This is a genomic window from Mucilaginibacter sp. 320_HR (genome assembly GCF_059691875.1).
Window position 1 is genome coordinate 180630 of sequence record NZ_JCAWAI010000002.1, and the last position, 13386, is coordinate 194015.

The following is a 13386-nucleotide window of genomic DNA, read 5'->3' on the forward strand; positions in this document are numbered from 1 at the left end:
ACTTAAGGCAAATCGTTTTTGTTGACAATACTCTTGGATTCTGGATTATATTTATAATTTACAATGCTTTCATCTATAACAAATTGAACTGCCTTTTCAATAATATCCAGTGGAGCTACAAACCACTCTCGTGGCGAAACCTTGCGACCAGTACTATCGATAATGTTAATGTTTAGACAAGAGGCTCCGAAAAAATTATGTAATAATAATTCCAATTTTTGAGCATTTAGGTTGAAACATTTAAACGCTGTTATTATCGTCACGGGTGCCATAAGAAATGTGGCCTCATTAATTGCATTTTTTACCCTTTCCTCAACGTTTGTTGTACAATAGCCGATTTTATACAAATGTTTAATGCCTTTTATCTCTGGGATTTCACTTTGAGATTTTAATATGTAGATGAAACCAGTTGCTTTATCTTCGGTAGATATGTTATTGAAGCTATCTAAGAGATTTTCATAAGTTTCAGTTACTCGCCTTCCGTTTTTATATAATTCAGCGGCAAGTGACCTTAGAAGCATGTCAGATTCCGTTCCGTTTTCAAAAATTACTCGTAGCCTTCCATTAAGTCTACCACCTTCAGTCCATGTATCACCAACGTGAGCAATGAAAAGTAAAACTCCTTTTAACACAAAAAAATTGCCAGTGTTGATTTGTTGTTCGACCTTAAATTGAGTTAATTTTCGCTTGCCAACTGCAATATCAGAATGACAAGTTTTGAATAGTATTTCAAACTCTGTAAAGTCCTTTAAAGGTTTTCTTTTAGCAATATAGTCAGGAACATTTATGTCTTTTGGTACGTTTCTTAAGTTAAAAATACTATCAGGCTCTGTAGTCAGTAATCCAAAATTATCGTCATTAAATATATCATTGACTGATGTTATTGGTTTTTGAGGTTCTTTTAGCAAACCATGCTTGTCAAAATCTTTGAGTGCTTCAACTTTAGTCGAGTTCTCTCTAATACCTTTCAATCGGGAATATAATGCTCGCTCTTGTACACCTCCTTTTAAACCGGGTTCTTTACCATTTTTTAAAAAAAATGCATTTATTTCTTCAAAGGAGCTTACCAATCTATCATCATCATTGCGTACGGTAGCTTGTGGCTTGGAATTAGTTAATCCAAACGGGTCATCATTAAAAATATCTTTTAAACTTTTCTTTTCCATCAAGCCATTTTTCGTCTTTGGTCACGCAAATATACGAGTACTTCTGCCATTCTTTTTTCAAGTGGGTCCATAGAAACAATACTCGGTTCCCGATTAAAAGTGGCATAAAACTCTTTTATTTTACCCCACGTTAAAATTGCTTCTTCTTCAGTGACCAAAATGCGTGTAGCCTCAATACTTTCCTGAATTAGCTTGAGAACATGGGTTGTAACAGACTTTGAAAGAATTTCAAATGCTTTTTGAAAAGGGTTAACTCTGTCGATTAAATCAATATGCAAATCATCTATATTCACAAAATTGTTAGCCATTCTTATAAATCGCTTGTCCCCAGTTTCAATAATTTCACTATTTTTAATTACCGAATCTACCACAACATGTTGCCTCAATTGCTCTATCTCATCATCCGTTAAATCAGGATATTTTATTTGAATAATCTTTGGGATTAAAACCTTATTAATGACTTCTGGTTCAAGGTTACCCGGCATAGCTTTAAGCATGGTATCATCCTGTAAAATTGCTGCTTTAAGGTCGTTTAAATCAGAATCAATTATGTCTTGCACACGTTTAGAGGTTGGTTCTTTAAAGCCATCAATTTTTATAGTGCCAGGCTCTGTATCTTGTTCTACATCAAATTTACTTTTGAATTTGAAGGTTGGTGCCAGTACTTGTTCCATCAGTAATGAAGCAGTTATTGCCTTTAACATATTGTTGACAGACAATTTCACCTGATCATCATCCGCATCAGGTTGAGCAATTAAATTGGTAAACTGAGCATGAACTTTATTACTACTGTCGCGTGTGCATCGTCCAATTATTTGAATAATTTCAGTTAAAGAACCTCTATATCCAACTGTGAGCGCATGCTCACAATAAGGCCAATCAAACCCCTCTTTGGCCATTCCTAATGCGATAATTATGTCAAGATCATCAACTGATTTGATGTTTCGCAAATAGTTTACCACTCGATCACGATCTCGCGGATTATCGTTAACCAAATCAGCAATCTTTATGATTTTAGAATCTAACTTTCGTCTAACATGTATAATCCCTGAATCTTGGTCAATGTGAGTGACGTCGCCAATTGTGTCAATAATAGTATCCACCTCCTGATGTTTATCTTTGGTAGATTCGCCAGAGTTTACATTAGGTATATGTACAATTGTTTTTTTTGTAGTATCTAAAATATCTGTGATGGCGGATGTATAACGTCCTTGATAAAAATGGTATCCTATGCCTAATGATTTTAAATGTGTATATCCATTTAATTGTTGGTAGTAATTATAAGTGACTTTCGTAAATTTCGCTTCATCTTCAGGAAGTAAAACTGGGTTACTGTCGCCCCTGAAATATGATCCCGTCATTGCGACGATATGAGCGGTTGATTTTTGCATAATCGACCTAAGTAACTCGCCTAAACGATTATCTGTATCTGCTGATACATGATGAAATTCATCGATTGCAAGTAAGCAATCATTGAATAAAAGTTCATCCGATTCCTCAACTGCGAAACGCAAAGTAGCGTGAGTACAAATTAGGATTTGTTCATTGTTGCCTAAAAAGTTTTTGAAGCTTTGTACCTTGCTGGTACTTCCATCAGATCCTGGGGTACATAAGTTAAATTGTGGATTTGGTACCCAATCAGCAAAAAAACCATTTTGCTTTAAATAATTAGTGCTGAAAGAACCCCCAATAGATTTTTCCGGAACAGCTACTATTACTTTTTTTATGCCTTGATTATGAAGTTTATCTAATGCAATAAACATCAAAGCTCTCGATTTTCCAGAAGCAGGAGGTGCTTTTAAGAGTATATATTGCGCATCACGTGCAGAATAGGCGTTCTGTTGCATTTCCCTCATACCTAAATCATTGGTTTTTGAGCTTTGCCCAGTCTGCTGGTAAGTTACATGTACTAAATCAGGCATTGTATTGTTCCTCCAATATCATTTTTTCGTAAAGCTTAAATAAATAGTTTAAACGCTCATCGTCACTTCCAAATGGCCTTGATCTATAACAACGATCAATTGCTAAGTCAAGTTGCTCATGAGCCCTTTTCAGTGATTCAGGCATGCTATCAGGATTATAAAGTTGAGCCAAAGTTCTTTCAGAATACTTCTCTCTCTCGTCAAGAATGATATAAACATAACTTTCTAATTCTTGCTTCTGCGTATCACTTACAAGGGGAAATGGCATAGTGTTAAAAGTCAGGTTAACTGAATAACTATAATCCTGTCGCATTTTACCGCTGGTAATTTCCATCCACAAACAATGTAGTCTTGAGGAAAGTATTGCGAAAACATAAACCTCGGGGTCGTATATCACGAATGCTTGATTACTAACAATAGTGCCGGGTTCAAGAAAACCACAAGGGAGATAATTTCGTCTACCGGAACTTGTCCTTGGAACAATAATACATTCAGTGTTTTTATATTTACGGTAGAAGAATCTATGAGGTACAGATGCAGCTTTCTGCGCGTCTCTTCCTGCTCCTAATCTGTATTGTTTGCACTTGCCAATACGTTCAGAAATTAGTTCTATATCATAGGCTTCGGAGATAGAATCATCTTCAATCCATAAGCAAAATCGCTCTATAGAATTTAAAAAATCACCACCACTTAAGAAAGGTTTAATGAATCGTTCAGATCTTGAATCAGATTTAATAAATTCAATCCTTTCAGATGTTGACAGCATTAAAAATCCTCCATCAATCCCGCTACTACCTAAAGCCATTTCAGGAAATTTTGACAGCGGAACTGTTCGTTGATAGATAATCGTTGAGTTACCGGATATTAAATAAGGCCCGATCGAGTCAACCAATGAATATGCATCTTCGGAAAAAAGTACTTTTTTGGACAAGCTCTCATTTTGTATTCCTAAAATAACGCAAGTAACACCGGCTTTATCTTTGGCATTGTTATCCCAATCAAACGGTTTATAGGCAAAAGAAATTTGAAGTTTTTTTGAAAAGATGTAAGGCCAAATTAAACTAACCTGTTCACCTTGTGTTAATGAACTTGTAGAAACAAATGCGAAACTGGCATTATATCCAAGTATATAGTCGGAAGCCTGCTTAAACCAGCAAGCTATAAAATCTAATCGCAATACGTTTCCAACATCTTTAAATATTAGTTCCATATCTGACTTTTGTTCTACAGTCCACCCGCGAAATCCTAAATATGGCGGGTTGCCTAAAATATAGATTTCGTCATTTTCTTTTTTAGGACAAATTGCCTCCCAATCAAGAATATTCGCATTTCCATGTATTATTCTTCCAGAAGTTTTTAAAGGTAAAGATGGGCTACCTTGTCCAAGCACCTCTTTAAACTTAGTGTTCATCTGATGTTCCGCAAGCCATAAGGATAATAGTGCAATTTCATGCGCAAAATCATCGAGCTCAATTCCATAAAATTGTGATAATTGGATTCGTGAAAATAATGGCGGTTGGTATGCAGATGCTAAGGATAATTGAGCTTTAGGTATAAGAGAAAGTTGTTTTTCTTCAAATCCACTTACGAAAGACTGAAGAAGCTCTAACCTTTTCAATATTTTGATCTCAAACAACCTAAGTTCTTTATAAGCTATGATTAAAAAATTCCCGGAGCCACATGCCGGGTCAAAAATCTTGATGGTAGACAACCTTTCAAGCAACTTGTGAAGTCTGGAGGGCTGATTCTTGTTTTCTTCAAATTCAGTATGTAATTTGGATAAGAATAAGGGTTCAATAACCTTCATTATGTTTGGAACGGATGTATAATGCATTCCCAAACCACCTCTATGACTTGGTGTAACTACCGCCTGAATCATAGAACCAAATATGTCAGGATTTATCGCACTCCAATTAAGAGATCCGCTATCAATAATTGCTTTCCTCGAATGTTTCGTAAAAGATGGAATCGGCTGTTGCTCCTTAAATAAACCACCATTTACGTAGGGAAATTCTTCTAAATATTTTGGTAAATTATCTCTTTCCTTTACACTTAAAACATGAAATAATCTTTCCAAATAACTCTGCAAGTCACTTCCATCTGGCTGAGTATGTGAGCTGATCGCATTTATAAACTGATTCTTTTTAAATATTCCGGTATCTTCAGCGTAATAGCAAAAAAGCAATCTTGATAAAAATACGTTTAAACCATGAATCTCAAAGTTAGATAATATGGGATTGTCTTTTAAAATTTCATCATAAAGTTTGGCCATTTTGACTGCAGCCTTTACATCGGCAACCGCTTCTTTTTTTGCGCTATGTTTTTCTATCCCCGACAATGGTAAAAAGAAATCATAGTGACTATTTAGTGCTTGAAAGTTTATATCTAATGTGTCCTTCGTTTTTAAATCAACGGACAGAAAAGTAATATAATCGGTAACAATTATAAATCTCGGTGAAAATTTAAGAATTTGTTGATCTTTTGCATAATCATCAATCAGATTGTGTAACAAATTAGAGTTGGTCGCTTTGAAAAAGAGCTTCTTTTTCCAGAGTATCTCCCCATCTATTTTGGATAAATTTAATCCACCAAGTTTTAAGCGTGTAATAGAAGATTTTGGCTGGCCGTAAGCAGTTAAAAAATCATAGATGAAAGTATCTTCCGAGAAGTTTTCAATTAGACTATTTAAGTTATCTTCAATTTCTATTAAATTCATAAATAAGGCGCAAATCGCTCAATCGGCTATAAAAAGAAAGGATAAATATAACCTTAAAGGTCATACTTATCCAATCTAATCATAGCTTTTTATAACCCATAATTATAAATTACTTGAAGTTCTTATATAATAAAAACCAACGATCTGCTTTAAAGCATGTTATCACTATGTGTAAAGATGTTTTAAAGTTACTTTGTTGACGAAGCCATGCGATTTTTTAACGCATCCATATCCTCTTTGAGTTTGCGTTCGACAACTTTTGCGTAAATCTGCGTTGTAGTAATTTTTGTATGACCCAATATTTTACTTACAGTTTCAATGGGGACACCATTAGAAAGTGTGACGGTTGTTGCAAAAGTGTGTCGAGCGATATGAAAAGTCACTTTTTTAGTGATATTGCATAAATCGGCTATCTCCTTCAAATAACTATTTACCTTTTGATTAGATACTGTAGGAAATACTCGTCCATCAGAAAGTGACCTTATATTATCCTCATATTTATCTAAAATCTTCAACGCTGGTGGAAGTAGCGGCACATTAACCGGTATTAGTGTCTTTTCGCGACATGTCCTGATCCACCGCTCCCCATCGCTGCCGGCGATAATATGCTCTGGGGTTAAATTGATCATATCCACATAGGATAATCCAGTATAGCAACAAAAAACAAACATATCACGCACCATATCTAAGCGTGCGATTGCCAGTTTTTTCTTTTCCATATCTGCTAATTCTTTTTCAGATAATTGTTCGCGATTAACCTTTAAAATTTTCAATTTGTAAGTGGCAAAAGGATCGTTGTTAATCCATTGTAGATTCAAAGCCAGATTAGTCATTTTCTTTAACCTGATGATATGTTTCATCACCCCGTTGTTATTCAATGGTTGCTGATGATCTTTGGGCTTGTGTGTACGGAGAAACACCTCAAAGTCTTTTACAAACTTATAATCTAATTGGTGTAGATAAATATCTGTTGCATTAAATTGAGTTTCCAGAAATTTCAATAAATAGCGCTGGGTGACATAATAATGTTTCAGGGTACTCCACTTTAGATCTTCGGTAGAAGTTTCGTTGTGGTACGTTATAAGACGGCTTAGTGAATATACCTGCGCTTCCTCTCCAAGATATAAATCCTTAACAGCTTTGGCCGATAACATTTTCCTTTTAATTTGAAGTTCTTTGTAGCTATTGCCAATTACAAGTCTAACTTCCTCCAGGTAATTGTTAATTGATTTAACTTCTTCTTTATTCCCTTTGGCGGCACCTTTGCCGCCATCCCAATTTTTGGGATCAACGTTTTGCTTTAAAGCAATGTAAGCGCGCTGACGGTTTACCGTCACGCAGGCATAAATAGGTTCTTTTCCGTCTTTCGCTTTGTCTGGACGGGTGGTAAAATGAATACCGAACGACTGTGATGTTTGCATAAAATTTAATTTTTAAGTTTTAAATGTTTCATACTTCATCCCGTTTTTAGGTAACACAATAGGTAACACAAATACAGCATACAGATGCGTTAAAAAACAACTTTTATCGCTGTAACAAACTGTAATTCAATTTATTGAATGGGTTTGTGTTACCTAAGTTAAAAACAAAAAACAGGTAGTCGGATAGGTAACGAGAACTTAGGCTTTACAAAGGGTTGGTAAGGGAATAATTAATGAAAAAACCCCTTAAATCAATGATTTAAGGGGTTCTACCGCCTCGCCAGAGTCGGATTTGTGCGCCCACCTGGGCTCGAACCAGGGACCAAAAGATTATGAGTCTTCTACTCTAACCGACTGAGCTATAGGCGCGGATTAAATATTAATATTTTTTCCGGTGCAAATATCTAAAATAATAGCAAATTACGCAAGGTTCGTTTAACTTTTTCTACAGCGCCGTTATAAACACCTGTAAAACATCAGTTTTAATTTTGTTATTTATTCAGGGGTGATTCTAAACTCTACTTGTAAGGAAAATTGTTGTTGCAAATTCTCTTGTTTGTTAATCTCTACCAAAAATTTTAACTTTTTGGTAGTTAGGTTCCTTTAGTGAATAGTTATCAAAATTTAGTTGTCTGGTTCTACAATTAATAATGGCAGCATTGCTAATTGTTCTTCCAGCTATTCACGCCGTATAGAGTTCTATTTTAGATTGCTATTACTGCTGCAATTATGGAAATTATTCAACAGCCATGGCCATGTTATATTGCAGGTCGGCTTATTGGATTGATTATACCTGCCTTGTTTTAGAATGTGTATTGTTGTGTAAACGCGCAGGTATTTGTTATTTCAAAAATACTTTGTAATTATGCCTTACCAATTACAGCAACCATTTACCGCTCATTTATGCTTCCGGAACAGGAATATCAAATGTGGCCTGATGCAACACTCTTAACTGCATTAAGGCAGGACGACCGTAAGGCGTTTGAAATGCTGTACAACAGGTATTCGGGCAAGGCATACCATGTTGCCTATAATCTATTTAGAGATAAGGTGGTGTGCGAAGACCTGGTACAAGAACTGTTTATAGATCTTTGGACAAAGCGAAACTCCCTCAATATCTCGTCGTTAGAATGGTATCTTAAAGTTGCTGTTAAAAATAAGGTGCTGATGTACATTCGCATGCAAAAGGCAACGCTCGATCTTTCTGCCATAGCAATGCTAACCGAAAGGTATGCCGCTGACAGCAAGCTGCATCAAAGAGAGATCAATTCCATTTTAGACAATAATGTTCAGCGCCTTCCTGAAAGGTGCCGCGAAATATTTACGCTCAGTCGTAAAGAATACCTGTCCAATAAAGAAATAGCCACCCGACTGAACATTTCTATAAAAACGGTAGAGAACCAAATGACCATTGCATTGCGTTACCTGCGCACCGGCCTTTCCGACTATCTCCCAATGGTTGTTGCTGCTATTATAATAGCCACCGAAAATTAAACCGAGCGCCGCTCACTTTCATTTTGCTTCTGCTTAAATATTTTAAACTTCCTTAGGGGGTAGGCTCTTCTATTGCATCTTACATATATAAACCATGAGAAAGTTTACTTTTCTAAGAAAAAAAATCCAGGCAAAAGACCGCGCTTTGCAAGAAAAACTTGTGAATAAATACTTTGACCATATGCAACTCAACAATGAGCCCGCAGCCGGCAAAGAAGCAGGTTTTGATGCCAGCGCGGTATATAGCCGTGTCTTAAACGGCATCGACGCGATTCCGGCTAAGCGCAACATCAGCCGGCGTAAGTGGATAGCTGCAGCATCTATCATGGCTGTGCTATCGTTCTCGGTTTTCTACGTTAAGCACCGCCTCCAAATATTGGATGTAGTGTCACCAATACCTCAAAAGCAACTTGTAACAGTAAACGGCCAGGTAGCCAACTTCACACTTGCAGATGGTACCAAGGTTTGGCTTAACGGTGATAGTAAGCTCAGCTATCCGGAAACGTTTCGTGGTGACAAGAGGGAAATTACATTATCAGGCGAAGCTTTTCTTGAAGTAGCACATGATGCTAAAAAACCTTTCATTGTACATACAGGCAATATTAAAACTCAAGTGCTCGGCACCAGCTTTAATGTGAAAGCTTATCCGGAGAATAGTTTTGTGAAAGTGGATGTGGCAACAGGCAAAGTAGGCGTGGTAGCACCCAACATAAAAACCGTCTTATTGACTCCTGCAGAGGAAGTATTAATAAACAAAAAAGACAATAGCACTGTAACCTCGCGGCGGATAGATGTAGTTGCGGTAAGCGGCTGGAAAGATGGAGAGTTTATGGTTAAAAACATGCCTCTTACTGAAGTTCTGAATGCTATTTACCACCGGTATAATGTAAAGATAACGGCTGATGATAACCTTACGAAGTGTTCTATATCGGCCGATTTTACGAATGTTTCCTTACAAAATATATTAAAGATAATCTCCAAGTTGGTTAAAGGGAAAGCCATAGCGCACGGAGAAACTTACAGACTAAAAGGTAAGGGTTGTTGAGATCAGAAATAAACCAATTGTAATTAACAAGATAAAACCAATTATCAGTTCACCTAAATTAAAACGAATGATGACATAAATACATAAAAAAACCCTGTTCAACGAGATTGAATCAGGGTAATTAAAATGCCGGGTTATTATTAAGTGTACGTATCAGAGGTCCAATTCAGAACGCTGCACTTGAATTTCAAACACTTTAATCTATTCAAATCTATGAATATATCTCTATTTCCAAATGGAGTGCTTCGTTATGTATTAATATTAATGAAATTTACCTCGCTCGCCTGCTTTGTTGTTTGTCTTACTTGCTTCACTGCCGTTGCAAACAACTCGTATGGCCAAAAATTTCTGGAGCAACAGGTTACGCTTAAGTTTAAAAACTTAAAGCTTACCGATGCTTTGGATAAGATGGCTGCCGATAAACATGTAAAATTTGCTTACACAGATAACATTTTAAAGCCGTCGTTCAAGGTCAATTTAAATGTAACCGACAAAACCGTCAAAGAGGTACTGGACGAGGTACTAACTCCTTTTGATTTGGGTTACAAAATCATTGATGACGTAATAGTCATCACAGACAGGGCAGAGGCCGCCACCTTTGCTGCTACAACACGCAATGCAAGCGCCGTGAAAGTGCAGGGTAAGGTAGTTGATGATGCAAATGCACCGCTGCCGGGCGTAAGCGTAAAGCTCAAAGGAACTGGCATTGGTACCGTGACAGATGTTAACGGTAACTTTGTGTTAGACCTTCCAAATGTAGACGGAACATTGGTTTTTAGCTTTATTGGCTTTACTTCTAAAGAAGTACCGCTAAACGGGCAAACTGCACTTGGTAATATTCAGCTGGTACCGTCACAGAGCTCGTTAAATGAAGTTGTGGTTGTGGGTTATGGCACGCAAAAGCGTGTAAACGTGATTGGCGCAGTAGACCAGGTAACCTCTGCTGCTATAGAGGGTAAACCTGCTGTTAACCTTACACAGGCTTTACAGGGCACGTCGCCTAACCTTATTATACAGCAAACCAGCAACGAGCCTGGAGCTTACCAATCTATCAACATACGTGGTGTAAGTACCTTTGGCAACAACAGCCCGCTATTAGTTATCGACGGTATCACCGCCAGCGATCCGGGCGCGCTCAACCTGCTAAACCCGAATGATATCGAAAGCATGTCGGTACTGAAAGATGCGGGTAGCGCTGCCATATACGGTTCGCGTGCAGCCAACGGTGTAATATTAATTACTACCAAAAAAGGCAAAAAGAATGCAGGCGCTGTACTTACTTACAATGGACAGGCTGGAGTTCAGGTGCCGCATGTAGGCTATAAGCCAGTACACGCTTACGAAAACGCGATTTTACGTAACGAGGCTGTAGTAAATGCAGGTTTAACACCTATCTACAGCCCGGCACAAATACGTCAATTTCAGCAACAGGGAGATAAAGAATGGTTCCTGGACGCTATACTAAAAAATGCCGTTCAGCAGAATCACAACCTAAGCTTATCTGGCGGCAGCGATAAATCAACCTACCTGGTATCTGCAGGTGTGCTCGATCAGCGTAATAACCTGGTTGGTCCTGATTACGGCTTAAGAAGGTATAACTACCGCATGAACCTGAGCAGTGACTTTGGACGATTAAAAGTCACCAGCATACTGGCTTACACACGTACCGAGATCAAAGAGCACTCGTTCGGAACAGGTACCTTAATTGTAGATGCCGGCAGAACGCCAACCTACTACGATATACAGGATGCACAGGGCAATTACCTCACTAATGATGTACTGGCTGAATTTAATCCGCTGGGCATTTTAGAAAAAGGTGGTTACCGCAAGCGTGATAACGACAATATTTTTGGAAACCTTACTGCCGAGTTGGGTATTACTAAAGACCTCAAAATTAAGGGCGTATTTGGTGGAAGTTTACTGTCTAATCATTTATTTGGTCGTGTTATACAGGTTAACTTTTTACCTAAGGGTACCTACGGATCTGATAGAAACACAAATGACGAAAATGATAAGAACCTTTTCGTTAACTCACAGTTCTTAGCGCAATACACCAAAACCATTAATAAAGACCATAATGTGGATGTGTTAATTGGTGTTGCAAATGAGTCTACTAATTCACAGAGCAACTACCTGCGCTTGAAGTTTACCGATCCTGAATTAGGTACACCTATTACGGGAACGGTTATCGAAACATCATCTACCGGAACAAACAGCCATACGCAGGAAAGCAGCCTTAACTCGTTGTTCGGCAGGGCGTCATACTCGTACAAAAACAAATATTATGGCGAGGCCGATTTCAGGTTAGATGCATCATCTAAATTTGCACCGGAAAACCGTGATGCATTCTTCCCATCATTAACCTTAGGCTACCGCCTGACCGAAGAAAGCTTTATGCAAAACTACCGCGATAAGGTGGGCGATGTAAAGCTGCGTGCATCATACGGTATATTAGGTAACCAAAACGTTGGTAACTATCAGTTCTTAAACAATTACAGGGTTTCTCAAAACGATTATTATAGCTTTAACAATGGGCAGGTAAGCGTTATTGACATTCAGTTTGCAAACCCGAATATCCGTTGGGAACGCGCATCGACATTCAACATTGGAGCAGATCTGACATTCTTCAGAAATGCCCTCACTGTAGGTGTAGATTACTTTAATAAGATCACCCGCGATATCTTGTTACCTCCGGTTGTACCGGGTGTGTACGGCGCTAATGCATCAGATTACAATGCAGGCGAGGTGCAAAATCGTGGTTGGGAGCTTAACGTTAACTACCGTGTAAAAACGGGTGCGTTTAACCATAGCTTCGCGTTCAATGTTGGGGACACCAAGAACAAGGTGTTAAAACTTGAGGGCGGCGACCAAATACGTACTAGCGACGAAATGCAGCTGATTAACAAAGTTGGCTTGCCGATAGGTTCATACGTTGGTCTCGTACGCGACGGTTATTTCCAAAACCTTGATGATATTACCAATGGCCCAAAGCCTGCAGGTCTTAACGTACAGCCGGGAGACAATCGCTATGTCGACGTTAATAAAGACGGTATTATAGACGAAAATGACAAGTTTGTCCTAGGCAACGGTTTCCCTCGGTTAACCTTTGGTTTTACCTACAACCTGGTGGTAAAAGGATTTGATTTGAACTTGTTTTTACAAGGTGTGGGCAAACGCAGTATGTTCGTAAGAGGTGAGCAGGTAGAGCCGTTCCACGTGAACTACTCACAGGTTATTTACCAGCACCAACTTGATTACTGGACACCGCAGAACCCTAATGCACGTTACCCTCGCCTTACCGCAAGTGGCAGCCAATCTAACGAGAATAACTTCCGCCGTGGTTCAGACATGTACCTGTTTGATGGCTCTTACCTCAGGGTAAAAAACATCCAGATAGGTTATACCATCCCGTCATCTATCACTAAAAAGATAGGTATGAGAAAGGTGAGAACTTACCTAACCGGTCAAAACGTACTTACGTTTTCGGGTATGAAGTTTATCGACCCGGAATCTTCTGAATTGAATGGCAATGCTGCCCTACCTCAAAATGGTGGTGCCAACAGTGCGCGGTCTTACCCGCTGCCAATTTATTATGGGTTTGGTATTGATATCACTTTATAAT

General features: G+C 38.2%; 7 protein-coding genes and 1 tRNA gene. 3 read left to right on the plus strand and 5 right to left on the minus strand.

The window, feature by feature from the left end:
- Positions 1-2 precede the first annotated feature (2 nt).
- The 5 genes from AC59GT_RS06415 to AC59GT_RS06435 form a co-directional block, all read right to left on the minus strand.
- Positions 3-1166 carry a GIY-YIG nuclease family protein gene (locus AC59GT_RS06415; RefSeq protein ID WP_497236850.1) on the minus strand — a complete coding sequence of 388 codons (1164 nt, stop codon included), beginning with the start codon at positions 1164-1166 and terminating at the stop codon, positions 3-5.
- Positions 1166-3088 carry a DEAD/DEAH box helicase gene (locus AC59GT_RS06420; RefSeq protein WP_497236851.1) on the minus strand — a complete coding sequence of 641 codons (1923 nt, stop codon included), beginning with the start codon at positions 3086-3088 and terminating at the stop codon, positions 1166-1168. The genes AC59GT_RS06415 and AC59GT_RS06420 overlap by 1 nt, the downstream gene beginning before the upstream one ends.
- Complete coding sequence (locus AC59GT_RS06425) at positions 3081-5804, minus strand: class I SAM-dependent DNA methyltransferase (protein ID WP_497236852.1); 2724 nt, start codon at positions 5802-5804, stop codon at positions 3081-3083. The genes AC59GT_RS06420 and AC59GT_RS06425 overlap by 8 nt, the downstream gene beginning before the upstream one ends.
- A 188-nt stretch (positions 5805-5992) precedes the next feature.
- Positions 5993-7225 carry a site-specific integrase gene (locus AC59GT_RS06430; RefSeq protein ID WP_497236853.1) on the minus strand — a complete coding sequence of 411 codons (1233 nt, stop codon included), beginning with the start codon at positions 7223-7225 and terminating at the stop codon, positions 5993-5995.
- Positions 7226-7520: 295 nt separating this feature from the next.
- Positions 7521-7594, minus strand: a tRNA-Ile gene (locus AC59GT_RS06435).
- 534 nt (positions 7595-8128) lie between these two features.
- Between AC59GT_RS06435 and AC59GT_RS06440 the strand changes: the two genes are divergently transcribed.
- From AC59GT_RS06440 to AC59GT_RS06450, 3 genes are all read left to right on the plus strand, one after another.
- The gene (locus AC59GT_RS06440) at positions 8129-8719 is read left to right on the plus strand and encodes an RNA polymerase sigma-70 factor (RefSeq protein ID WP_497236854.1); all 591 of its coding nucleotides are present in this window, start codon (positions 8129-8131) and stop codon (positions 8717-8719) included.
- Between the two features lie 94 nt (positions 8720-8813).
- Entirely contained in the window at positions 8814-9764 is a 951-nt protein-coding gene (locus AC59GT_RS06445) for a FecR family protein (protein WP_497236855.1), read from the plus strand.
- Between the two features lie 213 nt (positions 9765-9977).
- On the plus strand, positions 9978-13385 hold the full coding sequence (locus AC59GT_RS06450) for a TonB-dependent receptor (protein WP_497236856.1): 3408 nt from the start codon (positions 9978-9980) through the stop codon (positions 13383-13385).
- Position 13386: the final 1 nt, after the last annotated feature.